This window comes from Turneriella parva DSM 21527 (genome assembly GCF_000266885.1).
GTDB lineage: Bacteria > Spirochaetota > Leptospiria > Turneriellales > Turneriellaceae > Turneriella > Turneriella parva.
Map to the genome: position 1 here is coordinate 3,944,723 of NC_018020.1, position 23,638 is coordinate 3,968,360.

The 23,638-nt window shown below is 54.4% G+C and carries 25 protein-coding genes; 20 read left to right on the plus strand and 5 right to left on the minus strand.

All coding sequences use genetic code 11. The features are described 5' to 3' along the window. Positions 1–15: 15 nt before the first annotated feature. The 4 genes from TURPA_RS19025 (at position 16) to mnmE (ending at position 5,379) form a co-directional block, all read left to right on the plus strand. On the plus strand, positions 16–1,263 hold the full coding sequence (locus TURPA_RS19025) for a TIGR00341 family protein (RefSeq protein ID WP_014804892.1): 1,248 nt from the start codon (positions 16–18) through the stop codon (positions 1,261–1,263). Between the two features lie 156 nt (positions 1,264–1,419). Next, the gene (locus TURPA_RS19030) at positions 1,420–3,120 is read left to right on the plus strand and encodes a YidC/Oxa1 family membrane protein insertase (protein WP_014804893.1); all 1,701 of its coding nucleotides are present in this window, start codon (positions 1,420–1,422) and stop codon (positions 3,118–3,120) included. A 104-nt stretch (positions 3,121–3,224) separates the two neighbouring features. Next, complete coding sequence (gene jag / locus TURPA_RS19035) at positions 3,225–4,004, plus strand: RNA-binding cell elongation regulator Jag/EloR (protein ID WP_014804894.1); 780 nt, start codon at positions 3,225–3,227, stop codon at positions 4,002–4,004. Then, positions 3,949–5,379: a tRNA uridine-5-carboxymethylaminomethyl(34) synthesis GTPase MnmE gene (gene mnmE / locus TURPA_RS19040; protein ID WP_014804895.1), complete on the plus strand. Its 1,431-nt coding sequence runs from the start codon at positions 3,949–3,951 to the stop codon at positions 5,377–5,379. Before jag ends, mnmE begins: the two co-directional genes overlap by 56 nt. A 24-nt stretch (positions 5,380–5,403) precedes the next feature. Here the strand turns inward: mnmE and TURPA_RS19045 are convergent, their stop codons facing one another. Beyond that, entirely contained in the window at positions 5,404–6,081 is a 678-nt protein-coding gene (locus tag TURPA_RS19045; RefSeq protein ID WP_014804896.1) for a YggS family pyridoxal phosphate-dependent enzyme, read from the minus strand. Further along, a complete protein-coding gene (locus TURPA_RS19050) occupies positions 6,078–7,568 on the minus strand; it encodes a lamin tail domain-containing protein (protein ID WP_014804897.1) in 1,491 nt (496 codons plus the stop codon). Before TURPA_RS19050 ends, TURPA_RS19045 begins: the two co-directional genes overlap by 4 nt. Positions 7,569–7,674: 106 nt before the next feature. On the opposite strand from TURPA_RS19050, the gene yajC reads away from it, so the two are divergent. The 7 genes from yajC to TURPA_RS19085 are packed head-to-tail and all read left to right on the plus strand — an operon-like array spanning position 7,675 to position 14,450. Continuing rightward, positions 7,675–8,106 (plus strand): preprotein translocase subunit YajC, encoded by a 432-nt coding sequence (gene yajC / locus TURPA_RS19055; protein ID WP_014804898.1) that lies wholly within the window; start codon positions 7,675–7,677, stop codon positions 8,104–8,106. Between the two features lie 21 nt (positions 8,107–8,127). Beyond that, complete coding sequence (locus TURPA_RS19060; protein ID WP_014804899.1) at positions 8,128–8,688, plus strand: hypothetical protein; 561 nt, start codon at positions 8,128–8,130, stop codon at positions 8,686–8,688. 9 nt (positions 8,689–8,697) lie between these two features. Further along, positions 8,698–10,602, plus strand: a complete 1,905-nt coding sequence (gene secD / locus TURPA_RS19065; RefSeq protein ID WP_014804900.1) for a protein translocase subunit SecD — start codon at positions 8,698–8,700, stop codon at positions 10,600–10,602. Then, on the plus strand, positions 10,599–11,555 hold the full coding sequence (secF, locus tag TURPA_RS19070; RefSeq protein ID WP_014804901.1) for a protein translocase subunit SecF: 957 nt from the start codon (positions 10,599–10,601) through the stop codon (positions 11,553–11,555). The genes secD and secF overlap by 4 nt, the downstream gene beginning before the upstream one ends. Continuing rightward, positions 11,552–12,676, plus strand: a complete 1,125-nt coding sequence (locus TURPA_RS19075; RefSeq protein ID WP_014804902.1) for an NAD(P) transhydrogenase subunit alpha — start codon at positions 11,552–11,554, stop codon at positions 12,674–12,676. Before secF ends, TURPA_RS19075 begins: the two co-directional genes overlap by 4 nt. Before the next feature lie 11 nt (positions 12,677–12,687). Next, positions 12,688–13,017: an NAD(P) transhydrogenase subunit alpha part 2 gene (locus TURPA_RS19080; RefSeq protein ID WP_014804903.1), complete on the plus strand. Its 330-nt coding sequence runs from the start codon at positions 12,688–12,690 to the stop codon at positions 13,015–13,017. Continuing rightward, the gene (locus TURPA_RS19085) at positions 13,014–14,450 is read left to right on the plus strand and encodes an NAD(P)(+) transhydrogenase (Re/Si-specific) subunit beta (protein ID WP_014804904.1); all 1,437 of its coding nucleotides are present in this window, start codon (positions 13,014–13,016) and stop codon (positions 14,448–14,450) included. The genes TURPA_RS19080 and TURPA_RS19085 overlap by 4 nt, the downstream gene beginning before the upstream one ends. 66 nt (positions 14,451–14,516) lie before the next feature. On the opposite strand, the gene lipB is transcribed toward TURPA_RS19085, so the two are convergent. Then, entirely contained in the window at positions 14,517–15,566 is a 1,050-nt protein-coding gene (lipB, locus tag TURPA_RS22315) for a lipoyl(octanoyl) transferase LipB (RefSeq protein WP_014804905.1), read from the minus strand. 54 nt (positions 15,567–15,620) lie between these two features. After that, positions 15,621–15,989 (minus strand): single-stranded DNA-binding protein, encoded by a 369-nt coding sequence (locus TURPA_RS19095; RefSeq protein WP_014804906.1) that lies wholly within the window; start codon positions 15,987–15,989, stop codon positions 15,621–15,623. 292 nt (positions 15,990–16,281) lie between these two features. On the opposite strand from TURPA_RS19095, the gene TURPA_RS19100 reads away from it, so the two are divergent. From TURPA_RS19100 to TURPA_RS19130, 7 genes are read left to right on the plus strand one after another with little or no spacing between them, the layout of a single operon-like run. Beyond that, entirely contained in the window at positions 16,282–16,521 is a 240-nt protein-coding gene (locus TURPA_RS19100; RefSeq protein ID WP_014804907.1) for a BolA/IbaG family iron-sulfur metabolism protein, read from the plus strand. A gap of 9 nt (positions 16,522–16,530) precedes the next feature. Next, complete coding sequence (gene grxD / locus TURPA_RS19105) at positions 16,531–16,842, plus strand: Grx4 family monothiol glutaredoxin (protein WP_014804908.1); 312 nt, start codon at positions 16,531–16,533, stop codon at positions 16,840–16,842. 14 nt (positions 16,843–16,856) lie between these two features. Beyond that, positions 16,857–18,104: a glutamate--cysteine ligase gene (gene gshA, locus TURPA_RS19110; protein WP_014804909.1), complete on the plus strand. Its 1,248-nt coding sequence runs from the start codon at positions 16,857–16,859 to the stop codon at positions 18,102–18,104. Positions 18,105–18,114: 10 nt separating this feature from the next. Further along, entirely contained in the window at positions 18,115–19,053 is a 939-nt protein-coding gene (gshB, locus tag TURPA_RS19115; protein WP_014804910.1) for a glutathione synthase, read from the plus strand. Beyond that, positions 19,054–19,980 carry an ABC transporter ATP-binding protein gene (locus TURPA_RS19120; RefSeq protein WP_014804911.1) on the plus strand — a complete coding sequence of 309 codons (927 nt, stop codon included), beginning with the start codon at positions 19,054–19,056 and terminating at the stop codon, positions 19,978–19,980. Further along, the gene (locus TURPA_RS19125; RefSeq protein ID WP_014804912.1) at positions 19,977–20,753 is read left to right on the plus strand and encodes an ABC transporter permease; all 777 of its coding nucleotides are present in this window, start codon (positions 19,977–19,979) and stop codon (positions 20,751–20,753) included. The genes TURPA_RS19120 and TURPA_RS19125 overlap by 4 nt, the downstream gene beginning before the upstream one ends. Further along, a complete protein-coding gene (locus tag TURPA_RS19130; RefSeq protein ID WP_014804913.1) occupies positions 20,754–21,536 on the plus strand; it encodes an MBL fold metallo-hydrolase in 783 nt (260 codons plus the stop codon). A 99-nt stretch (positions 21,537–21,635) separates the two neighbouring features. On the opposite strand, the gene TURPA_RS22320 is transcribed toward TURPA_RS19130, so the two are convergent. Next, positions 21,636–21,923 (minus strand): hypothetical protein, encoded by a 288-nt coding sequence (locus TURPA_RS22320; RefSeq protein ID WP_053332248.1) that lies wholly within the window; start codon positions 21,921–21,923, stop codon positions 21,636–21,638. Between the two features lie 73 nt (positions 21,924–21,996). Between TURPA_RS22320 and TURPA_RS19135 the strand changes: the two genes are divergently transcribed. Both TURPA_RS19135 and cysD read left to right on the plus strand, forming a co-directional pair. After that, the gene (locus tag TURPA_RS19135; protein ID WP_014804915.1) at positions 21,997–22,713 is read left to right on the plus strand and encodes a phosphoadenylyl-sulfate reductase; all 717 of its coding nucleotides are present in this window, start codon (positions 21,997–21,999) and stop codon (positions 22,711–22,713) included. 11 nt (positions 22,714–22,724) lie between these two features. Beyond that, positions 22,725–23,633: a sulfate adenylyltransferase subunit CysD gene (gene cysD / locus TURPA_RS19140; protein WP_041948708.1), complete on the plus strand. Its 909-nt coding sequence runs from the start codon at positions 22,725–22,727 to the stop codon at positions 23,631–23,633. Positions 23,634–23,638 lie beyond the last annotated feature (5 nt).

Consider the following 23,638-nt stretch of genomic DNA (forward strand, 5'->3'; position numbering starts at 1 on the left):
CAGACGAGTCGGGCCATGAAGTATTCGCTCGCCGACCTGCTCGACAACTTCAAGCTCAAGGCGCACCGTGAGAATTTTCGCTCGGTCATCAAAACGATTGAAAGCGGCGTGCAGTTTCGCGGCACAAACCTCTGGGTTCTGGTGTTCGCGATTCTGATCGCCTCGCTCGGCCTCAACGTCAATTCGCCGGCGGTAATCATTGGCGCAATGCTCGTGTCGCCGCTCATGGGCCCGATCATGGGCATGGGCCTGGCGATGGGCATCAACGACCTGCAACTGCTCAGAAAGTCGCTGACGAATTATGCGTTCGCTGCGGGTGTCAGCCTCGCGACCTCTACCCTGTTCTTTCTGGCGTCGCCGATCAACGAAGCCCATTCAGAACTTCTCGCACGCACGACGCCCAATGTATACGATGTGCTGATCGCCTTTGTCGGCGGGCTTGCAGGCATTCTCGCCACTGCCAGCAAGCTGAAGGGCAACGTCTTGCCGGGCGTCGCGATTGCGACCGCGCTGATGCCTCCGCTTTGCACCGCGGGCTATGGCATCGCCACGGGTCAGGGGCGCTTTTTTGCAGGCGCATTTTACCTCTTCATTATCAATACAGTATTTATCGCCCTGGCAACCCTCGTGACGGTGCGATTCATGCGCTTTCCCTATCGCGAACAGCCCGACCCTGACCGCGCGCTAAAAGTGAGGCGCATTATTTGGCTCGTGACACTGCTGACCATTCTGCCGAGCGTCTACCTGGGTTACCAGATCGTCGACGACACACGTTTCAAGAACCGCGCCGAGCGCTTCATTGAGTTCGAAACAGCAATACCGGGGGATTTTCTGCTCAAGAAGAGTATCGATTCCCGGGAGCGGTCAATTGTACTGACATTTGGCGGCAAACCGATCACGAGCGCGCAGATCGCTGATATGCGGCGAAAACTTGCGGCTTATGGCATAGAAACAGCAAGGCTCGAGGTCAAGCAGGGTTTTGAAGTGAGTGATGAAAAGGCGACATCTGCTGCGCAGGCACGCATTGCCGACAGGGCCCTTGCTGCCCAGATTCTGGGCGAGCTTCAGGCTCAGGGTTTCACCCTTGAAAATGCCAGCATCGCACCTGCGATACTCGTCAGCCCCGACAAGGCCGACGTCGAAAACTGGGTAGTGTCGATTGAAACACGCGAACGCCTGCCAGCACCCGTGAAGCAACGCATCGCCGACTGGCTCAAGGTCAGACTCAAAGCCGAACACATCAGCGTTCAGATTTTACCCTAACCGTTTCCTATGCAAACGACGCGAGCGAAGCTCTCCGCTGCGGAGGCTTTTTGCTTTTTAGCATTTTTTCCGGATACTGCTGGTCACTGAGTGTTAACGGAGCGCGACCTGACAAATTGATTTACCGCCTGTTTACCGAATGAACCCCTACCTTATATGTTGTCTTTATTCCGCCGTCGCGCGTTGGTCGCAGCGGCTCTGGCTGCACTCTTCATCATTCCGCTGCCCGTAGCAACGCAAGGCGCACCGGCTGAGCCCGTGGCAATGCAGGTCGCCAAACGGGGAGATACTTCGAAACGTATCTCGATCGAAACACAGAACTTCACGGTGGTCTTTTCTGAGGCAGGCGCACGCATTGAAGAATTTCGCAACCGTGACACGGCTTACCCCCTGCGAGACGGCGCCAACATCGTTGTACCCAACACAGAAATTTACCTCGCGCCTTACCTGGGCGACCCAGCCCGCGTTGACCTGACCACTGCGAATCTGACATCCATGATGTTCGCCGCATTCACGTTCACGAAGAGCGAAGATGCCGACGCCGTCAGAATTATCGCCACGACGCCCGTACAGCTGGTGGTTGATAAGAACCGCTATGAGGCGACTTTCAGCAAAGAATTTGTCTTTTTGAAGAAAGCACCCTATTTCAAGTTTTCCCTCGCGATCGACACCAAGGCGAACCTCAAACTCAAGAATCTGATGCTCTATGCTCTGCCGATGATCGGCCCCGCACCTGAGGGCAGCCCCGGCAACTTTCGCGACTACCACCATTACAGCCATGGTGAAAAGTTTGAACAGGTTTATAGCGGTGGTGGTGGCGCCGGGTTTTCGTGCGGCGGTTCGTCGTCAGCGCCTAAAAAAACCGATGCACCGATAGAGTTTTTTGGCAGCTCATCCCGCTTTCTGATTCTGAACATGCAGCCGCTGTTCAAGACCCTGAGCACAACGCTCACGCCAGAAGTGCGCACTGAATCGAAGCAGCTTGTGAACGCGCAGGCTCTGCACATCAACCTGGGTGACGTGACGCTTGAAAAAGGCAAGCCTGCGCGCTTTGAATTCATCGGTTACATGGGCCCGAAACTCGACAGCAACCTGCACCCAAATGAAGATGCGCGCCGCGTGTTGCCTGAACTTTCGCAGTTCCATAAGAACCTCTATAAATCATTCGATTTTGGTATCACCGAGCCGATACGCGACATTATCGTTTCGGCGCTGAACCTGCTCTACAAAGTGATACCCAATTATGGCATAGGCATCATACTGATCGCGCTGCTTTTGAAGCTCGCGTTCTTTCCGCTCAACCAGAAGCAGGCCGAAGCGATGAAACGTATGGGCGAACTGCAGCCCAAGATTAAAGAGATCAACGAACGTTATAAGAACAATCCACAAGAGAAGCAGCGCCGCATCATGGAGATGTACAAGACGCATAAGGTGAACCCCGTTTCGGGCTGCCTGCCGATGCTGATACAATTGCCCGTCTTCATTGCGATGTACTCGGCGTTCTCTGACGCGTACGACCTTTGGAAATCGCCCTTCATTCCAGGGTGGATTCCCGACCTGTCACAGCCAGACCATGTGTTTTCACTGCCGGCAACCCTGCCCTTTATCGGTGGTTTTGCGGTGCACCTCATGCCGGTTGTCATGACTTTGACGCAGTTCTACCAGACAAAACTCACACCGACTTCGGGCGACGAAAACCAGCGCAAGATTATGCTCATGATGCCTTTCATGATGCTTTTTCTCTTTTATGCGATGCCGTCAGGTGTGGTACTTTACTGGACAGTGCAGAACCTTCTGTCGATAGCCCAGCAGGTTTACACGAACCACAAGAACAGCAAGGCTGCACAGAAGGCCTGAGCTCAAGGTGCAACGACAGATAACAGAAACATGGCTTACTATATCCCCCGAAACATGCGCCGTTAGTGGCGCCGGTTTTGGGACGAAACGAATGGAAGGTTAAAATGCAAATACTCGAAGTACAGGCCCTCGGCGAAAAAGAAGCTCTCGACCAGGCACTCGCCGATCTCGGCACCGAAGCAGAAAATGTCGAAATCAGCGTGCTGAAAAAAGGCAGCTCTGGTTTTCTCGGCCTCGGCCAAAAGACGCTGGGCATCTACAAAGTGAATGCCATTCGCGGCAAGACGCCGCTTGCGGTCATTATTCGCGGCGTGATTTCGACGCTGTTGGGGCACATGGGTTACACCGTAACCGTGAAAGACCACCGCAGCGTTGAAGAAGGCAAACTCATGGTCGATCTCGAGAGCGAATTTGCCGGCTACATCATCGGCAAACACGGCCGCACGCTCGAAGCGCTGCAGTTCATGACGAACCTGATTGTTGAAAAGATTACCGGTGAGCAGCCCAAGATTCTGCTCGACATCGAAAATTACCGCGAACGCCGCGCGCAGCATCTCATGGAGATCGCACAAAAAACGGGCGAATACGTTGCGCGTACCGGTAAAAGCCGTTTGCTCGACCCACTCAACCCATACGAGCGCCGCCTCGTTCACATGGCGCTGCAAGACAACGGCACCGTAAAAACTGAATCTGAAGGTAACGGCGTCTACAAGCGCGTGCGCATCTTCAAGATCGTTACCGATCAGGCACCCGATGGCAATGCGGCAGAACCGGGCAATGAACTTACCACAGACGACAACATCGGCAACATCGCCTTCGAAGCAGGCCATGACCCAGAAGGCGCCGACGATATTGAGTTCAAAAGCGACGACTTCAACCGCTGACTTTATCTGTGCCCCGGCCACGGTGGCAGGGGCGCGTTCTGCAATCGCCGTCATTCGCGGCAGCGGGGCTCCGGGTACGCGGGGCTCTGTCTTTACGGCCCTGGCGAATATCTTTTTGACGCCTGCGGGTAAGTGTGCTGCTGAGCTGACTGCCCGCGTGGCGCACTACGGCAACATCAGCGATGGCGACGAATTCATCGACGACGTGCTTTTTTTCCGTTTCGACGGGCCGGCTTCGTTTACGGGCGAAGACAGTTTCGAAATTCACTGCCACGGCAACCCGCTGATCGTTCGCGCCATTCTTACCCTGCTCTACCGACACGGCTTTCGCAGCGCCGAACCCGGCGAATTCACGCGCCGTGCCTACCTCAACGGCAAGCTCGGCCTCAATGCCGCTCAGGCCGTCGCCGAGGTGATTGAGGCGCGCAGCCAGTTGTCGTTAAAGGCAGCGCACCGGCTGTCGCGGGGTACGTTTCGCTCGGGCCTTCTGTCGCTGCGCTCGTCGCTCATGAACCTCGCCGCCGATCTGAATGCCGAGCTCGACTTTATCGACGAAGATATTGCGTTCGCGACGCTCGACACCAAACTCGCAATTCTTTCCCGCGTTGAAGGCGAAACCCAGAAGCTTGCAGACGACGCGCAAAGGTTCGACTCGATACGCGGGGGCGTCAACATCGCGATCGTCGGTGCCCCCAATGCCGGTAAGTCATCGCTCTTGAACCGTCTGCTCGGGCATGAACGGTCGATTGTCAGCGACATTGCGGGCACAACCCGCGACTATATTGAGGCGGAGCTCGAAATTCAGGGCGTCAATGTGCGGCTATTCGACACGGCGGGCCTGCGCGAAGACAGCGGCGACACAATTGAAATCATCGGCATCGAACGCACGCGCGAGCTCATCGGCCGCGCACATATCTGCCTGCTGATCGCCGATGGTTCGATCGCGCCGACTGAACTTGAGACCCTGCTCCCCGCTGAAACACCGGCCCGCCTGCTCGTGGCCGTGAACAAATGCGACATGCTGCACGCCGAATGGGCGAATCGGCGCAAAGATTCACCCGACAACAATTCTGTCATCTATATTTCAGCGCTCACCGGTGAAGGATTTCCCGCGCTCATGCAGGCATTTGCTGCGATTACAGCCGAGCTCGCCCCGCAGGACGCGGTGCCGCTCTCTGTCTGGCAGGTTAAGCTGCTGAACGAAATCGCCTCGCTGATGCGGTCGGCTTCGAATCTCTTGCGAGACCGCGAGCTGCCCGAATTGATTGCGCACCAGGTAACGCGAGCGATCGATTGTATGTCTGAGCTGACGGGTGAAATTTCGAGTGAAGATATTCTCGGCCGCATATTCAGTAGATTTTGCATAGGTAAGTAGGGGTAGGTTTAAACCTACCCCTACTTACCTATGCCCGAAAATCGCAGTGCCTATACGCACATGCGTTGCGCCTTCGGCGATTGCATAGCGAAAGTCACCTGACATGCCCATCGAAAGCCAGTTCTCGTAGCCGGGAAAAATCTTCTGCGCCGCAAGCCGCTCTGAAAGTTCGCGAAGGTCGGCAAATGCCCGTCTCACCACCCGCTCGTCATCGCTGTGTTCTGCCATCGTCATAAGCCCGAGAACCCTGATCGCCGGCTTTTTCGCAATGGCTTCGGCGAGCGCGTCGAAATCTGCCGGAGCCACACCCGATTTGTTAGGTTCGCCACTGCAGTTGACCTGAATGAGGCAGCGAATGTTGTCTGCAGCAAATTGCTGCTGCAGTTTCTCTGCAAGCGAGAGCCGGTCGAGTGAATGCAGAATTGTCCCCGCGTTTAGCAGCTTTACCTTGTTCGTCTGCAGTTGGCCGATGAGATGCCATTGCAGACCGGTGGCCCTCGCCGCGGCTTGCTTTTCAGTCAGCTCGGCGATACGGTTTTCCGCAAAGTGCACCTGACCTAGCTGGGCGAGCTCATCGACGAGCGAAACGGGGTGAGTTTTCGAAACGGCGATCAGGTTGACTGAATCGGCCGGCCGGCCTGCGGCCATCGCGGCTTCGCCAATTTCGGCGAGAACCTGATTGAAACGTTCGTTCAGGTTCACAATGGGCCGGCAAAACCAGGGGTCGCGACGGTGCCTTCTGAACCTGTATCAGCCGTGCCGCTGTAGTTCGAAGAGAGATTCGCGCTGCCAGCGCTGTAACCAGCATCAGAGACACTGGTGCTTGTCCAGCCCGATGCGCATGTAGTCGAAGGGGAATTTCGATTCGTCAGGCGCATCGAACGTTTGGGCACGCCCGTGCTGCCATTTACTCCATTGATTCCCGCCGCCGCCCCCCAGGTCAAAGACGTGCAACCGGTAATGACATGCGAATAAACAGGCGCTGCGCTGGCGTCGGTTAAGCCAAAGCTCGACTCGCCGCTGTTTGAAAGCGAGAATTTGGCATTCGTGTAGTCGAGTTTCGTAAAGGCCTTGGTCGTCTGCGCGCCCACGGTGTAGACGCCACCTGCTTTGATGACCGCGCAAGTCGGCAGCACTATCGCCTCAGACGATGTACCGGCGCCCAGAATTTTCCAGCCAGAGATGCTGACATCAAATGCATTGCTGTTATAGATTTCAATAAACTCGTCTTCGAGCGCGCCGGCGCCTGAAACCGATTTGCTGCCCATCCACAAAACTTCGCTTATATAAACCGAATTTGCGGGTACCGTCTGCGCCGCGCGGCAACCCGCCAGCGGATCGTACCATGTACTGTAATCGGGAATATCGTAAACACTGCCCGCCCGGTCATAGGGGCCTTCGGGCAGAAGTTTTACTTTGACCTCGATACGCGGCGAAACCAGGTCGGGCTCTATCGGCCTTTTCCATGTCGACGCATGGGGATCAAAGCGGTCTTCAGAATCCGCGGCCGCCTTCATGGCATTGAAGTGTACGGCGAAGTACGCATAATACCGATCGCCGTCTTTGACCGGGTGATTGAGGCTGTTGAAGAGGTTGTAGTCAAGAATGTATGACGAAGCATAACCCTGCCCGTTCGTCGCATAGACTTGCAGGGTGTACGTGGTCAGGTTCTTGTTGAAATGCCGAATTGGATGTGAATTCACTCCGCATGCATACCCGCCCTGAAAAACACTGTAAAGGCATTGCCAGACATCGGGGTCGGCAAAACCCGGTGGGTCTGCAGGTTTGGTTTGCGGATAGTTATAGCCGTCGTTCGCAACCAGGTTGGGGTAATAGCGCGCCGGCGAATAGCTTGGCTCGTAACCGAAATAACCGGGTTCATTGGTGAAACCCAGCGAATCGACCTTTTCGTTTCGAAAGATCAGGCCGTCTTCGCAGACTCTGCGGTCGGGCGCCGTGGTACAGCTGAGGCTATAGTCAGTTTTTTTATAGAGATAGAGCGCTATCATGCTGAGTTCAGTGAATCGCGGATCTTTCTCAATACCCCGGCTGCTGAGATTTGCGACAATCTGCCCGGCAGCCGTCTGCTGCAGCGCGCCTTGGTTGGGTGCTTCGCCGTTTGAACCAGCTTCGCAGGCCAGCATGCCTAAAGCTGCCAGAACATAGATTACCGAGCGCAGGCGCCGCACATGCCTACGCACACCCTGCCGTCTGCACTGACAATGTTTTTTTGCGGGGCGAGAGGCCAGCAGCGCTATAATTTGACGCGGTGTGTCAAAAAGCGGCTTTGCCCCTATGACTGAACTATTATTCACCGTTGCACAGGCAGTACCCGTGCCCGTAACACAACCCGGCGCGGCGGCACCTGCCGCCGGAGCCGCCCCGGCGGCGGGTACAACCGCAACTGTTGGCACAGCGCCAAAAGCAGCTGCGGGTCAGCCCGATACCAGCAGCATGATCTCAAGCTTTGCGCTGCCTGTGCTGATGATTGTGGTGTTCTACTTTCTGCTCATTCGCCCACAGCAGAAGCGCGAGAAAGACCGCCAGAAGCAGCTGAAGGCGCTTGAGAAAGGCGACCGCGTTCTGACGCGCGGTGGCATTTTCGGTACCGTTGTCGGCGTCAAAGGTGACGAAAACATTGCGATTGTGAAAATTTCAGACGACGTGAAGGTTGAGGTCGCGATCTCAACCCTTGACACTGTCGTGACAAAAGCCGGCGGCAACTGACCTTCAAATCTTAGGCAACCCGTGCGCCGTCTTGGTCAAATATTTCTTGTGTTGTTCTGCGCAGCTGCGCAGTTTCAGTTCAGCAATGAACTGCGGGCACAGAATATTTTCGATGACGAGCCCACTGCCGAGACAGAGAAAGCGAAACCAGCGCCTGCAAAGGCCAAGGCCGCAGAGAGCGACGACGAAACCAAACCTGTAACCAAGAAGAAAAAGCGTAAGGGCAAGAAGAAGAAAGCCAAGGCTGCTGCGGCTGCCGGTTCTGAAGCACCTGCAAAAGCCGAGATTTCAGAGTACACCCCCGAAGAAATTGCGCGGCAATCTTTCGTCTGGGCCCCTGAAACTTCGACGGTGAACCTCGTGAGCGAAGCCCCCGGCATAAAGCCCGAGACAAAGCCCGTTCAGCCGAAACCCGCAAGTCTGGCGGCTGCGGCAGATTTGCCCGAGCCGCGGCCTCAGGGCCAGACGTTTAAGTTACCTGAAATTCCCCTGACACAGGTTTTAATTGTCGCGGGGTTTGTGATTTTGTTTCTGATCTACCGCTTCCGCGTCGGCAGACAAATCAAGCGTAAGAAATACTGAGGTTAATCTGTGAGTGCACAAGTTAGATTTTTTCTGATTCTGACCGTAGTTGGTCTGTCGATTGCCCTGATTTGGCCGAACCTCGGCGAGCGCACCATTCGCGTCTATGCCAATGAGGCCGCAGCGCCTGAAAAGCGCGAAGAGGCTCTGCAGCGCGTTGAAAAATATGTCGGGCAGAATTATGCAGCGAAATACACCGCAGCGCGTAAGACTGCAAAGCCGATTGGCAATGAAAAAGCCGCCGAAGAGAGTTTCGTGAGCATCAAAGGCAAGTTCGTTCAGACAGCCTTTTTGAACGAACTCGGCCGCCTCGAAGGTATAGACCCAGACCGCATTCTGCTCGAGCCGATGTGGGTCGAAGAAAAACTAATGGCAAAACCCTTCAAGCTCGGCCTTGACCTGCAGGGCGGCATGAACCTCGTGCTCGAAGGCGACTTCAAAAAACTCAAAGAGACTCTCGAACGCCAATACCCTCCCGAAATGCTCGCCGGCCTCAAGAAGCAACTCGAGACCGAAACTGACCCCGAGAAGAAGAAGAATCTGACGAACAAAATTACTGAAATCAACAACGCTTTTGACTTCACTCCGCAGCGCAAAAAGCAGGATGTCGAAGGTGCTCTCGAGATTATGCGGTCGCGCATCGATGCCCGCGGTGTTTCTGAGCCCCTCATTCGTATGCAGGGCGAAGAACGAATTGAAATATCCTTGCCCGGTGTCGCAAACCCCGACCAGGCAAAAAAGCTGATTGCATCGACGGCGCGCGTGGCCTACCACATTCACGATCCGGCCGGCGAAGCGGGCCGCCTGACGCAAGAAGCCAACCGGGAGTTTGGCGAATTCCAGAAACTCACAACCGATTTTCAACGCCAGGATTTCGTGCGCAAGCTCGAGGCGAAACTCAAGTTTCCCAAGACACTCGGTATCTATCTTTCTTATGACAAACGTCCCAATGCCAAAGGCGTGAGCGAGCTTATGGCAACGGAGTTTCTGGTGCTTGAAAACCAACCGGTTCTCACCGGTGACCAGATGAGCCGCAACGTGTATGCGACTGTTGACCCCGAGCGCGGCAACTTTCTCGTGAGTTTTGAACTGACGGCGGCCGGCGCCGACACATTCGGCAAAGTCACAACGGAAAACAAGGGTAAACTCATCGCAATTCTGATCGACAATAAGGTTCGGTCGGCGCCGCGCATCAACGAGCCCATTCTCGGCGGTCGCGGGCAGATCAGCGGCAGTTTCACCGGGCAAGAGGCAAATGACCTCGCACTCATCATTAAAGAGGGAGCATTACCAGTGCCCATGGTGATCGTCGAAGAACGTTCCGTGGGCCCAACGCTTGGCCAAGAGGCGATTGACTCAGGCCTCAAGGCAATCCTCTTTGGTCTGGTGCTGGTTATTCTGTATATGATTGCTTATTACCATGCATCGGGAGTGATTGCGAGCTTCGCGCTGGTCATCAACCTGTTGCTCATGGCTGCGATTTTTGCGCTGATGGATTTCACGATTACACTTCCCGGCCTTGCGGGTGTCGTTCTGACGATGGGTATGGCGGTCGACTCAAACGTGATTATTTACGAGCGCATACGCGAAGAACTGCGCCGCGGAAAATCGGTGAAGCTTGCAGTAGCTGCCGGGTTTGAGCGCGCAACTCTGACAATTATCGACAGTAACCTGACAACTCTGATCGCGGCGATTATTCTCGCCTCGAAGCTCGGCGTTGGTCCGATCAAAGGCTTCGGCGTAACACTGTTCGTCGGCATCATCACGACCCTGTTCACAGCTCTTGTTGTGACCCGTGCCGTTATCGAATGGCTCGCCTACACGGTAGAAGTAAAAAGTCTTTCGATAGGCTTTGGCAAACACCGGAGCGCCGGCAAAACGCCGGCAGCGGCGCTGCGCGGGGGTAAAGTATGAACCTTCATGTCATGAAACTCAAGTGGTTTAGCCTCATCGGCTCGCTTGTTTTGCTGGTTGCCTTACTTGTTATCACATTCCAAAAGCACCAGGGTTTTGCTCTGAGCATTGATTTTGCCGGCGGCATAAAATTAGAACTGCAGAAAACCGAGAAACTCACGGTGGATTCATTGCGCTCGTTTTTTGAGGCAGAGAAAATCTCTGCGGCGGTTCAGGTTGTCGACAAGGCGTCGGGCGACCGAATGAAAATTGAAATCGGCGGCAAGTCTCAACAAGACCTGACAGCCCGCGCCGAAGCCGAAAAAGCTGCCCTTGAGAAAAAGGGCTATCCGATCAACGCGATTGATTACCTCAAGTACCTCATTCAGAATAAGCTGCTGCCTGCAAACTCCCCTGCGATTGAGTTCTCAGCGGCTGAGCAGGTTGGCCCGACGATTGGCGCATACCTGCAGTCGAATGCGCTCTATCTGGTGGGTATTGCACTGCTTCTGATTACGATTTATGTTGCATTTCGCTTTCGTTTAAATTTTGCACTCGGCGCTTTGATTGCATCGGTGCATGACCTGATCATCACAGTGGGAGTTATCGGCGTACTGCAGATTCCCCTCTCGGTGCCGGTCGTCGCCGCACTGCTCACGATTCTCGGTTACTCGATCAACGATACGATCGTTATTTTCGACCGCATTCGCGAGAATATGCACGGTCAAGAAGAACTGGGTATTGAACCGGTCGTCGATAAGTCGATTATGCAGTCGCTCACGAGAACCATTAACGTGACGGGCACAACTCTGGTTGCAGTAATACCCATTTATCTGTTTGGCGATGAGGGCCTCAAAGACCTCGCGCAGGTACTCATTTTCGGTATTCTGATCGGCACCTATTCTTCTAACTTTGTCGCCGCACCCATTGTCGTCATCTGGGACAACCTCATGAAAAGGAGAGCACGCGCATGAAACTAGCCGTAGCCAAAGAAACGAGCACCGGAGAAAAGCGCGTCGCGCTGATACCCGAGAGCGTCAAAAAACTCAAAGCAAAAGGCTTCACGATTCTCGTCGAAAAGGGCGCAGGTGATGGCTCTTTCATCACCGACGCGCAGTTTGCCGAAGCGGGGGCAGAACTCTGCAATGCTGCTGATCTCGCCTCTGCCGATGCAGTGCTGAGGGTCAGACCGCCGACAACCCAAGAAATCGAATCTTACAAATCGGGCGGTTGGATCTTCGCCACCCTCGATGCGATTAACCGCAAAGAGAATCTGCCGGCCTACGCAAAAATGAAAACAACCGCGTTTGCGATGGAGTTTATTCCGCGCATTACGATTGCGCAGTCGATGGACGTTCTGAGTTCAATGGCGTCGATTGCGGGTTACCGTGCGGTGCTGATGGCTTCACAGGAATTCAACGGCTTTTTTCCGATGCTGATGACAGCTGCCGGCACAATTTCACCGGCAAAGGCATTCGTGCTGGGCGCAGGTGTCGCTGGTTTGCAGGCAATTGCGACTGCGAAGCGCCTCGGCGCAGTGGTTGAGGCATTCGATGTGCGCGCTGCCGCCGCTGAGCAGGTAGAGAGCCTCGGTGCAAAATTCGTCAAAATGGAAATCACCGAGAACCTGCAAGACGACCAGGGGTACGCAAAAGAGGCATCGCCCGAATTTATCGCCAAGCAAAAAGAACTATTGCACAAACACATCACCAAATCTGATGTGGTCATTACCACCGCGCAGATATTCGGCAAAAAAGCGCCGATTCTGATCGAAGATTACATGGTCAAGAGCATGAAACCGGGTTCGATCATTGTCGACCTGGCGTCTGAAACCGGCGGCAACTGCACGCTCACCAAACACGGCGAAACCGTCGAAGTGGGTGGAGTAAAAATTCTCGCTCCCGCAAACATCACGTCTTCAATGAGCAGTGCGGCAAGCCGTATGCTCTCGAAGAATATGGAGAATCTGCTGACATACCTATTCGAAAACGGTGCGCTCGCACGCGATGCGTCGACCGATGAAATTTTGAAGCGCAGCCTCATCACCCGTGAAGGCGAACTTGTCTCAGAAATCGTGAAGAAAGCCGTAAACTAACAGGAGCCAGCATGGATATTCTAGCCCCACTCTACATCTTTATTCTCGCCGCGTTTGTCGGCTACAACGTGATACACAAGGTGCCCCCCCTGTTGCACACCCCGCTCATGTCAGCGACGAACGCCATTTCGGCGATTTCAGTCGTGGCCGCGATCATCGTCGCCGGCATGGACCACAGCGATGAGAACACCAAAGTGCTCGCGATCATAATGTCTGTCATTGCCGTCGCGGCCGCCACAACGAACCTCGTCGGTGGTTTTCTTATCACCGACCGTATGCTCAAGATGTTCAAGAAAGACAAACCTGCAGCGACAGAAGCTAAAACGGAGGCAGGCAAATGATCGACAACTATGTGCGCAAACTATTTAGTACATTTCTCGGTGATCAGGAAATTCACCTGTTCATCGGTCTCGCGTACCTCATTGCATCTGTTTTCTTCATTCTTGGCCTCAAGTTTCTGAGCTCGCCGCGAACCGCGCGCCGTGGTATGTTTCTCGCCGAAGCCGGTATGGCGGTGGCGATTATCAGTACGCTGCTCGACCGTGAAGTTGTCAGCCTCGAATGGATTCTGATCGGCCTCGTAATCGGCTCCATCGCCGGTTATGTGATCGCGCTGCTGACGCCGATGACGGCGATGCCCCAGCGGACTGCGCTCTCGCATGCTTTCGGCGCTCTGGCAGTCGCACTCGTGGGCGTTACCAAGTATTACACCGGCCACGTCAGGCCAGACGACCATGGTCTGATGATTGCGATCGGTATGGAAGTTCTGCTCGGCGCCCTGACCTTTACCGGCTCGATGATCGCGTTCGCAAAACTGAACGGTACGCTGCCCGGTGCGCCAATTCAGTACCGTGGCCAGAACCCGGTAAACATCACTATCATTGCGATACTCGTCGCCTCTTTCGGATACCTGATCTACAATCCAGGCGCTGCTGAGCTCTTTTACGTTCTCGCATTCGTCGCACTCATATTCGGGGTAAGCCTCGTGCTCCCCATTGGTGCGGCAGACATGCCAGTTGTGATGTCACTCTTGAATGCTTACGCGGGCCTCGGAGCCTGCGCCACCGGTTTCGCCCTCAACAACAACGTTCTCATTATCGCAGGGGCACTCGACGGAGCTTCGGGTGTGATTCTTTCGATTATCATGACAAAGGCGATGAACCGATCGATGATGAATGTACTCTTCGGCGGTTTCGGCGCCGTTACCCCGGCTGCAGAGGCACGTGAGGTTAAGGGCTCAATCAAAGGCCAAACGGCTGAGGAAGCAGCCGCGATTCTCGACATTGCCGAGTCGGTGGTTATTGTGCCTGGCTATGGCATGGCGGTTTCGCAGGCGCAGCACAGCTGCAAAAAGCTTGTCGACTACCTCATCAAGAAAGGCAAGACTGTGCGCTTCGCTATCCATCCGGTGGCGGGGCGCATGCCAGGCCATATGAACGTATTGCTCGCAGAAGCGGGCGTGGACTACGACCTGCTTTGCGACATGGACCAGATCAACGATGACTTTCCGACGACGGACGTTTCGATTGTCATCGGTGCAAATGACGTTGTAAACCCGGCGGCTAAAGACGATAAATCAAGCCCCATTTATGGCATGCCGATTCTCAACGTAGACTCTTCGCGGACGGTGATGGTGCTGAAGCGCGGCATGAGCCCCGGCTTCTCAGGAATCGAAAACGAGCTTTTTTACAAAGACAACTGCGTCATGGTATTTGGTGACGCGAAAAAGACTCTCGACGGTTTCGTCACGGGTCTGCAAGAACTCGACGCCTAACTTAGGCTGTGTAGCAGCCTGATTAAGGCTGTACCGCAGCCTAACTTATGCTGTGCAGCAGCCTGATTAAGGCATCTGCCAGGCAAAAATGTCTGGCAGTGCTTTTTCAGCGGAATCAATCTCGCCGACTGCCGCAGCCTTTTGAAGCTGCTGCAGCTGTTTTTCCAGCGCCGCGATAAACTCGTTTTGGTTTTCGAGCGGCACTATTTCTCTGACGACAGTGAGCTTTTCGAGTGCCTTGGTGAGCAGCGAAAGCGCACCCGTGAAGTTAGGTGCGGTATAGAGTTTGTAATAGGCCATTGCAACCTGGATCATCGCGTGAAAAAAAATGCGCAGATCGCCGGGCGGCATCTCGTGCCAGTAGATCTCCCACAATTCATGCGCTTCCCAAAACCGGCGTTCGTGAAATGCAAGCCAGCCTCGCTTAAACCCGGTGCGCCAGTCTTCGAGGTTATTGCCGCGCAGAGCCTCATCGCGAAACGCAGAGGGTGTCTGCTTCGTGAGTTTTAGGCTAAAAACTGAGGAAAACTTTTCGAAGAAGACCTCTGCTGGTATGCTGCGGCCGGTGAGTTTCTGCACACTCGTCATTTCAAGTGTGAGGCCGCAGGAATTTATGGCGCGAAAGTCATTCAGGTTATTGGTGAGGTTGACCGAGACGCCATGGTAGATGAAACCCCGTTTGAGCCCGAGGCCGATGAAGGCGACTTTGCCTCCTGCGGTGAAGATGCCGCTCGCGCCGGGCCTGAAATTACAATCGACGCTAAAACCGAGCAACACCTCAGCCAGAGTCGACTCGAGCACCCGCACAAATCTCTCGAGGCCACCTTCTACTGTAGAAAGTGGAAAGGCAAAATAGATCACGAGCTGGCCTTCATTGTGCAGCGTTACCGACCCACCGCGGCGCGCAGGCACAACCTGAATCTCGTGGTTCAAAATATGGGCAGATTCAGTCTTGAGCCCCGAAGTGTATACGAGCGGATGTTCAAGCCCCCACACCTTCGCCTCGTTTTCGGGCAGTTTCTGCAGCGCAGTTTCCATGAGCTGCAATGCGTTCTGATAGGGTGTCAGACCAATATACTGATAATTGCAGAGAACAGGACTTCGAAGAAGATGCATAGGCCGGTCTACCCTGCAGCGTCAGACAAACGCTGCAGGGGGTAAACCGAAAGCCTAGGCTGCCTGGCGCAGATGGTCTGGCTCGGGGCGGCGCTTGAGGTCGCTCACGGTGATTGCGCGCGCCACGAGGCGAAACGTCGAGCGTGTCTTGTTTTCAGCGTCTTTCCAGCGGCGCTGCGTCAGGTTGCCCATAATCACGATCTCCATACCTTTCTTGAGGCGGGGCGCGTTGAAGTCTGCGAGCTTTTCCCATGCTTCGACATCGAGAAAATTCGCCGTGCTGCCGCTATCGTCTGTCTTGTTGGGCGTGTTGTACGCGAACGGAAAGGTCATCAGCAGCTTGCCATTCGTCGTGGTCTTGAGCGTCGGGTCTTTCACCAGCCTGCCCACGAATTGCTGGATATTCATCTTTTGGTTAAACATATTTTCCTCTTTAATCTGGCCTTGTCTGCGGCGCATAACCCTGCGCCACCTTCAAAGCCGTTTTATTTCCGGTTGCCCGGTTGTTTCAGAGGGATAAATCCCTCTACTTATTAAATACCAGAAAACGGCGTTTTTTTCTCACACGTTCTGATTTTTTTTCCTGAAGGCAAATCGGCCCATGTGCGCCTTGCCGGCAGGGTCTTTGCAGTATCTGCCCACCCACCCCCGCCGCACGCACAATTGAAATATAGCCAAAACCGGCCGGGTATAGTATATTGCGTTTGCTCAGAGTATGGTTGACCCGCAAGAAATACACCGCCTGATTGCCGCGGCGCTGCCCGGCGCGCATGTCGAAGTGCTCGACCCGATGAAAGACGGCGAACACCTTCAGGCAGTCGTTGCTTCAGAGAAGTTTGTCGGCCTGCCGCTCGTACGCCAGCATAAGCTTGTGATGGATGCGCTTCGGGAACCGCTGAAAGACCGGCTGCACGCATTGCAGCTGAAGACGATGACCCCAGACCAAATCACTTAAGGATACCCCATGACAATTGAAGAAATGAAATCCCAGATCGACAAAGACGTGAAAGAAAATGCCGTTGTGCTGTTTATGAAAGGCAACAAAGAATTTCCCCAGTGCGGTTTTTCTGCGCGTGTGGTACAGATTCTCAACCAACACGGCGCAAATTTCGTCACGCGCGATGTGCTTGCCGACCCGGTTCTGCGCGATGCGATCAAACAATATTCAGACTGGCCAACTCTGCCGCAGCTTTATATCAAGGGTGAATTCATCGGCGGCTGTGACATCGTGACCGAGATGGCGCAGAAGAACGAACTCGCTCCGCTGCTCAGCTAAAAACAACAGGCTGCGTGAACCGATTGCTGCAAAATAAGATTCTCGCGGCCTCGAACCGCATCGAAGACTGGCTCGTTTCGCTCGAGAAAGATGTGCCGCTTTTTATGTCGGCAGATATTCGCGATGCGGGTTTCAAAATCGCCTCGATCGATGCGAACCTTTACCCGGCCGGTTTTAATAACCTTCACGAAAGCTGGTATCCCGTTGCGGCGGCAGAACTGAAGAATGCGCTCAATCGCTATGGCGTTGCTGTCGGTTCAAAGCTTCTACTCGTCTGCGAAGAACACACGCGTAACCTCTTTTATCTGCAGAACGTCTATGCGCTGCTGAACCTGCTGAGACTGGCAGGGTATGACGCAGACGCTGCCACGCAGTTTGTGATTGAAGACGGCAGTTATGTTTCGGGAGCGATAACCCTCACCACTGCGCAGGGCGATAAACTGCAAATGCTTTCGCCCGAGACTGCCGCGGCAAAAGAATCAGACTATGCGGCCGTCGTCATGAACCACGATTCATCTGCCGGCACTGCCGAATGGATCAAGAATCTGAAGATTCAGGTTCTGCCGGCATGGCAGGCGGGCTGGCATACGCGCAGCAAGGCGCGCCACTTTCAGCATTACCGCAACCTCACCGCAGACCTTGGGGCGATCGTAGGGGTTGACCCCTGGTTTTTTTCGCCGCTCGACGCACACATTACAGGTGTCGATATCAACGACGATGCCTCGCGGGCGCAAATCGCAGCGCAGGCTGAACAACTGATGCAGAGCATTCAGGCGCGCTACGACGAATACCAGATCAAAGAAAAGCCATTTGTATTTTTGAAATCTGACCATGGTACTTATGGTATGGCGATGCTGTCTTTCGACAACGCCGGCGAAATTCAGGATATCAACCGCAAAGAGAAGAACAAACTTTTTAAGGGCAAAAGCTCCGTGGTCGTCAAAGACTATCTGCTGCAAGAGGGAGTGCCAACGATCGTTAAAACCGGCGAACACTTTGCCGAGAACGTTGTCATGCTTGCGAACAATCGGTTCATCGGGCGTTTCGGTCGCGTCAATGAGCAGAAAGATGCGCGCACGAGCCTTAACAGCACCGGCATGTACTTTAAACAAATAGCCATGGCTGAATCACAGAATGCCGAAACCCAGGTCGCCGCGCTGATGACGAGGGTCGCGGGCATTGCGCTGCAGCGCGAAATTTGTGAAATTCTGAATCCCGCTGGCAAAGACCTGCCGGGCCTCTGCGGCGCGTTACCCGCTTAGCGCAGCTGCAATGAATCATGTTTTTCTGATCGACCCGCCCGAGTCGCTGCATACCGAAAAAGATACGTCTTTTGCGCTGATGCTCGAAGCGCAGCGTCAGGGACACGGGGTTCATGTGATGCTCCGCGGCGGTATCAGCCGCAAACCGTCAGGCCTCGTGTTCAAGACCCGTAAAGCAGTCGTGCACGACCGCGCCGAGCGCCCGTTTAAACTCTCAGAGTGGCAAGAGAGCGCGGCGAGCGATTTTGACGTCGTCTGGATACGCACCGACCCGCCCTTTGATGTGCATTACCTGACAGATACCTGGCTGTTGTCTGAGGCCGGTAAGCGTCCGCTCGTGCTGAATGCGCCGCAGGGACTCAGAACGATCAACGAGAAGATCTGGGCGGCGCAGTTCACAGAAATCACTCCGCCTACCCTGATTACCGCAAACGCCGCCGATTTTCACGAATTTCTAAGAGATCACGGCGCGGTCGTCGTTAAACCGACAGACGGTTTTGGCGGTTCATCGGTCTTCATCGTCAGAAGCGGCGACAAGAATGCGGCAGTGGTTTTTGAGACTCTCGTGCGGCTGAGTGGTTACGTGATTGTGCAAAAATATCTGCCGGCTGCGACCGAAGGCGACAAGCGCATTCTGGTGCTGCAGGGTGAAATTCTGGGCGCCGTTCTGCGGCTGCACGGTGAGAACGACCACCGCAATAACTTTGCCGCTGGCGGCAGTGCAAACGCAGCCTCGATCACGGCTGAAGACGAAAATATCGTTGCGATGCTCAGGCCTCACCTGACGAATCTCGGAATCTTCTTTGCGGGCATCGACGTGATCGGTGGCAAACTGATCGAAGTCAACGTCACGTCGCCGACCTGCCTTAGGGAAATGCAGAAATTCACGGGTGAAAATCTCGCAAAAAAGATCATCGACGCTGCGGCACGCGCCGCCTCAGGAGCTTAAGTGTCTTTACCGGCAATTGAAATTCAGAATCTTCGCAAAACTTATGGCGGAACCTTCGAGGCGCTGAAAGGCATTGACCTCTCGGTGGCACAGGGAGATTTTTTCGCGCTGCTCGGCCCAAACGGAGCCGGCAAATCGACGCTCATTGGTATTCTGGCCTCGCTGGTCTTAAAAACCGCCGGCACGGTAAAGATTATGGGCGTCGACATCGACCACGATATAGCGCGCGCAAAATCTTATCTGGGCCTCGTACCGCAGGAGTTCAACCTCAATATCTTTGAACCGCCCATGCAGATTCTGACGAACCAGGCAGGTTATTATGGAATCGGCCGGCGCCTTGCGCGCGAACGGGCCGAAAAATACCTGACACAACTTTCGATCATGGACAAAGCCATGACACCCACGCGCATGCTTTCGGGAGGTATGAAGCGCCGCCTGATGATTGCGCGCGCGCTGATACACGAGCCGGCGATTCTGATTCTCGACGAACCGACGGCGGGGGTCGACATTGAGCTGAGAAAGCTCATTTGGCAATTTCTGGTAGAACTCAACCGCTCGGGCACCACGATCATTCTGACGACGCACTACCTCGAAGAGGCTGAAAACCTCTGCCGCAATATTGCGATCATCGACCAGGGCACGATTATCGCCAACACGCAGATGAAGAAGCTGCTTGGCCGACTGGGTGAGCAAACCTATGTTGTTGATCTCGTGAAGCCGGTGCAGGCCGCGCCGAAACTGAAAAATTTCACCGCCCACCGTCTCGATGCGCTGACACTCGAAATAACCGTAAAGAAGGGGCAGCCGATCAATGCGCTCTTTGCTGAATTCTCAGCGAAAAAGCTCGCGGTACGCAATATTAAAGAAAAGACGAACAGGCTCGAAAAACTTTTTCTCGATCTGACACAGAAGGAACCCCTGGCATGACCCGCGCAGACGCCATTGGCTTTTTCACAATTTTGCGAAAAGAATATATTCGCATTGTCCGCATCTGGTCGCAGACCCTGCTACCGCCGGTGATGAACGTCGCGCTCTATCTCTTGATATTCGGCAGCTTCATCGGCAAGCGCATCGGTATGATGGGCAACGACAGCTATGCGAGCTTTATCGTGCCTGGGTTAATTCTCATGGCTGTTATCACCAACTCATATGGCAACGTTTCTTCATCTTTTTTCAGCGCGAAGTTTCAGAAGAATATAGAAGAGATACTGGTTTCGCCCGTGCCCGACTGGCTGATTGTTCTGGGTTTTGCTTTCGGTGGCATCATTCGCGGCGCCCTCGTGGCAGCCGCAGTTATCGCGGTGATTCTCGTTGCGCCGGGGGTTGAACTGAAGGTTGCACACCCGCTGCTCGCGATTACAATACTCATTCTAACCGCCGGTTTTTTTTCGCTCGCGGGGCTCATGAACGCGATGTTCGCGAAGAAGTTCGATGACATCAGTTTCGTGCCGACGTTCGTGCTGACACCGCTCACCTACCTCGGAGGCATATTTTACCCGCTTTCGGGTTTGCCTGAGTTCTGGCAGAAGGTTTCAGCGGCAAACCCAATATTGCACATGGTGAGTGCGCTGCGCTATGCATTTCTCGGGCACTCTGACGTATCCTATGTTTTCGCCTTACTCTTTTTGATTGCGGGCAATGCAGCGCTCTATTATGTGTGCCTGAGATATCTCAAGAAGGGTCTTGGAATTCGCAACTAGATGGAACTACTCCGCTGGCAGGCCGGCAATTCGCTGAAGAACTACCAGTATATTCTGAACGACAGCGAAAAGAACGCGGTACTGATAGATCCGCTGCATGCCTCTGAGATTACCAGCATGCTCGGGCGATTCTCGCTGCGCGCCCGCGCGATCTTTATCACGCACGAACACGACGACCATGCCGGTGCTTCGGCAGCGCTGCAGCAGCAAATCAACATTCCCGTCTACACAACACAGAATACGGCTGAACGAATCAGCGCCAGATCGACGATTGTCGCTGACGGCGAAACAATCAAGATCAGCCGCGATCTTCACCTGACCTGCAGGTTAACACCAGGCCACTCGGCGGGGCATGCCGCGTACGAGTGCAACGGCTTTTTATTCAGCGGCGACTGCCTGTTTCATGGTGGTTGCGGTCACTGCCGGCTGCCCGGAGCAGACATTGAAGAACACTACCGAACTTTTTCAGAACGGCTCGTGCGCCTCACCCCCGATTTGATTCTGATGCCGGGCCATTATTATGCTGCGCGCAATCTCGACTTCAGCCTGCACGTTGAACCCATGAACACACGCGCACGCACGATGAGGGAAAAGCTAACCTGCGATGCCGATGAAATGGCGCACCAGACGACCATCAAACAAGAGGGGGATTACAACCCGTTCTTGCGGCTTTCTAACCGCGCCCTGCGCCTGCGCCTTTCAGAACTGACAGGCCGCAACCTGCGTGAAGCAGCAGACAAGCAGGTCTTTTTAGAACTTCGCCGGCTGCGCGATAGTTGGTAAGGGTCTACCTCCACAAGTGTTTACAGTCTGAGCAAATGTGCGCTTCTGACTCGACTTTCGGGTCAAAGATTCTAGACAGAGGAAACTACATGAAAAAACTCACAGTAATTGCTCTGCTCGTTGCAGCGATCGCTTTCCAGGCTTGCTCTTCAACTGAAGAAAAAGCGCCAGAAGCGAAAGTTGAAGCGCCAAAAGCAGAAGTTGCAGCACCAGCTGCAGCACCAGCAGCGCCTGCAAAGGCACCTGCGAAGAAAAAGAAGTAATTTCTTTTTTTGACCGAAAGGCTGGTCCGTCGCTTCGGTGCCGGGCCAGGCCTTTTGGCCATTTCTTTTCCGCTGAGTGAATCGGCGCATCGTCCGTTATATAGAACAAGAATTCAATCTGCATTTACAGCGTGAGTTTCTCTCGGTTTTTGACCCAAGGTGCCGCAGTATGAGAAATTGCCGGCCTCAAGTCAAATATGGCAACAGCTGAAGAAATCTTAAAGTTACTTTCTGCCTCAAACCCGGCTAATGGTCTCGCTGAAAATCTGAAATCGTTATTGCACGTTTTACCCGAAACTAAAGTGGTCTTCTCGACGAGCCTCTCGCTTGAAGACCAGGCCATCACGCACATCATCGCGAGCGATTCTTTGCCCGTACGCATCTTCACACTCGATACCGGGCGCCACTTTGCCGAAACGTATAAGACTCTCGATTCGACGCGCGACCGTTACGGCATTTCACCCGAAGTCTATTTTCCGCAGGCTGCGGCCGTTGAAAAGTTGATGCAGGCGAAAGGCGCCTATAGCTTTTACGAGAGTGTCGAAGCGCGGCAAGAGTGCTGCGGCATTCGCAAAGTTGAGCCGCTGACGCGCGCTCTAAAAGGAGCCGACTTGTGGATCACCGGTATTCGCCGTGTGCACTCCCCTGATCGCTCGAATCTGCCCTTCGCCGAACACGACCACACCAACAATATCGTAAAGTACCATCCGCTTCTCGACTGGACTGACGATGCGCTCAAGGCCTTCATTCAAGAGCACAATATTCCCTACAACCGTCTGCAAGACCGGGGTTTTCTTTCGATCGGCTGCGAACCTTGCACGCGTGCCGTTCAGCCGGGTGAAAGCATACGCTCTGGCCGCTGGTGGTGGGAAGACCCGGATAAAAAAGAGTGCGGACTGCACGTACACAAATGACTCCTGAAATTATGAAATCCACCGCTGTTCGAAGCCATCTCGATTATCTCGAGTCAGAGGCGGTGATGATTCTGCGCGAGGTCGCCGGCCAGTTCGAGCGCCCGGCATTACTTTTTTCTGGCGGCAAAGATTCGATCGCGATTGTAAAGCTTGCCGAAAAAGCGTTTCGCCCGGCAAAGTTTCCATTTCCGCTCGTGCACGTCGATACCGGTCACAATTTTGAAGAAGTCATTCGTTACCGCGACGAAATGGTAGCACGGCTCGGCGAGCGACTCATTGTCGCGAGCGTCGAAGACAGCATTCGCCGCGGCACAGCTGCTGAAGAAAAGGGAAAGTTTCCGAGCCGCAACGCGATTCAGGCCGTGACGCTGCTCGAAGCGATTGCCGAACACCGGTTCGATTGCTGCATCGGCGGCGCAAGGCGCGACGAAGAGAAGGCGCGCGCGAAAGAGCGCATTTTCTCGGTGCGCGACGAATTTGGCGGCTGGGATCCGAAAAACCAACGCCCCGAACTCTGGCACCTCTACAACGGCAACATTCACCACGGCGAAAACGTGCGCGTGTTTCCGCTCAGCAACTGGACAGAACTCGACGTGTGGCTGTATCTGAAGCGCGAGAACGTTGAGCTGCCCTCGATCTATTTTTCGCATGAGCGCGAAGTTCTGCCCTACATGGGGCAGATTTTTCCGACTTCAAAATTTGTGACGATAGACGCAGCCGATGAAATCAGCAAGCGTAAGGTGCGCTTTCGCACCGTCGGCGATATGACCTGCACTGCGGCGATGGAATCTGAAGCGGCCGACGTCGATGCAATCATTCATGAAATCATGACGACGCGCAGCGCCGAACGTGGCGCACGCCTCGACGACAAACGCTCCGAAGCGGCGATGGAAGAGCGCAAAAAGACGGGGTATTTCTGATGGCG

What these genes read in the sequence shown, in the direction of transcription:
- TURPA_RS19025 (WP_014804892.1), top strand. Translation starts at nt 16, where the DNA reads ATGAAGTATTCGCTCGCCGACCTGCTCGACAACTTCAAGCTCAAGGCG.
- TURPA_RS19030 (WP_014804893.1), top strand. Translation starts at nt 1,420, where the DNA reads ATGTTGTCTTTATTCCGCCGTCGCGCGTTGGTCGCAGCGGCTCTGGCT.
- jag (WP_014804894.1), top strand. Translation starts at nt 3,225, where the DNA reads ATGCAAATACTCGAAGTACAGGCCCTCGGCGAAAAAGAAGCTCTCGAC.
- mnmE (WP_014804895.1), top strand. Translation starts at nt 3,949, where the DNA reads ATGACCCAGAAGGCGCCGACGATATTGAGTTCAAAAGCGACGACTTCA.
- yajC (WP_014804898.1), top strand. Translation starts at nt 7,675, where the DNA reads ATGACTGAACTATTATTCACCGTTGCACAGGCAGTACCCGTGCCCGTA.
- secF (WP_014804901.1), top strand. Translation starts at nt 10,599, where the DNA reads ATGAACCTTCATGTCATGAAACTCAAGTGGTTTAGCCTCATCGGCTCG.
- TURPA_RS19075 (WP_014804902.1), top strand. Translation starts at nt 11,552, where the DNA reads ATGAAACTAGCCGTAGCCAAAGAAACGAGCACCGGAGAAAAGCGCGTC.
- TURPA_RS19080 (WP_014804903.1), top strand. Translation starts at nt 12,688, where the DNA reads ATGGATATTCTAGCCCCACTCTACATCTTTATTCTCGCCGCGTTTGTC.
- TURPA_RS19085 (WP_014804904.1), top strand. Translation starts at nt 13,014, where the DNA reads ATGATCGACAACTATGTGCGCAAACTATTTAGTACATTTCTCGGTGAT.
- lipB (WP_014804905.1), bottom strand. Translation starts at nt 15,566, where the DNA reads ATGCATCTTCTTCGAAGTCCTGTTCTCTGCAATTATCAGTATATTGGT.
- TURPA_RS19095 (WP_014804906.1), bottom strand. Translation starts at nt 15,989, where the DNA reads ATGTTTAACCAAAAGATGAATATCCAGCAATTCGTGGGCAGGCTGGTG.
- TURPA_RS19100 (WP_014804907.1), top strand. Translation starts at nt 16,282, where the DNA reads ATGGTTGACCCGCAAGAAATACACCGCCTGATTGCCGCGGCGCTGCCC.
- grxD (WP_014804908.1), top strand. Translation starts at nt 16,531, where the DNA reads ATGACAATTGAAGAAATGAAATCCCAGATCGACAAAGACGTGAAAGAA.
- gshB (WP_014804910.1), top strand. Translation starts at nt 18,115, where the DNA reads ATGAATCATGTTTTTCTGATCGACCCGCCCGAGTCGCTGCATACCGAA.
- TURPA_RS19125 (WP_014804912.1), top strand. Translation starts at nt 19,977, where the DNA reads ATGACCCGCGCAGACGCCATTGGCTTTTTCACAATTTTGCGAAAAGAA.
- TURPA_RS19130 (WP_014804913.1), top strand. Translation starts at nt 20,754, where the DNA reads ATGGAACTACTCCGCTGGCAGGCCGGCAATTCGCTGAAGAACTACCAG.
- TURPA_RS22320 (WP_053332248.1), bottom strand. Translation starts at nt 21,923, where the DNA reads ATGCAGATTGAATTCTTGTTCTATATAACGGACGATGCGCCGATTCAC.
- TURPA_RS19135 (WP_014804915.1), top strand. Translation starts at nt 21,997, where the DNA reads ATGGCAACAGCTGAAGAAATCTTAAAGTTACTTTCTGCCTCAAACCCG.
- cysD (WP_041948708.1), top strand. Translation starts at nt 22,725, where the DNA reads ATGAAATCCACCGCTGTTCGAAGCCATCTCGATTATCTCGAGTCAGAG.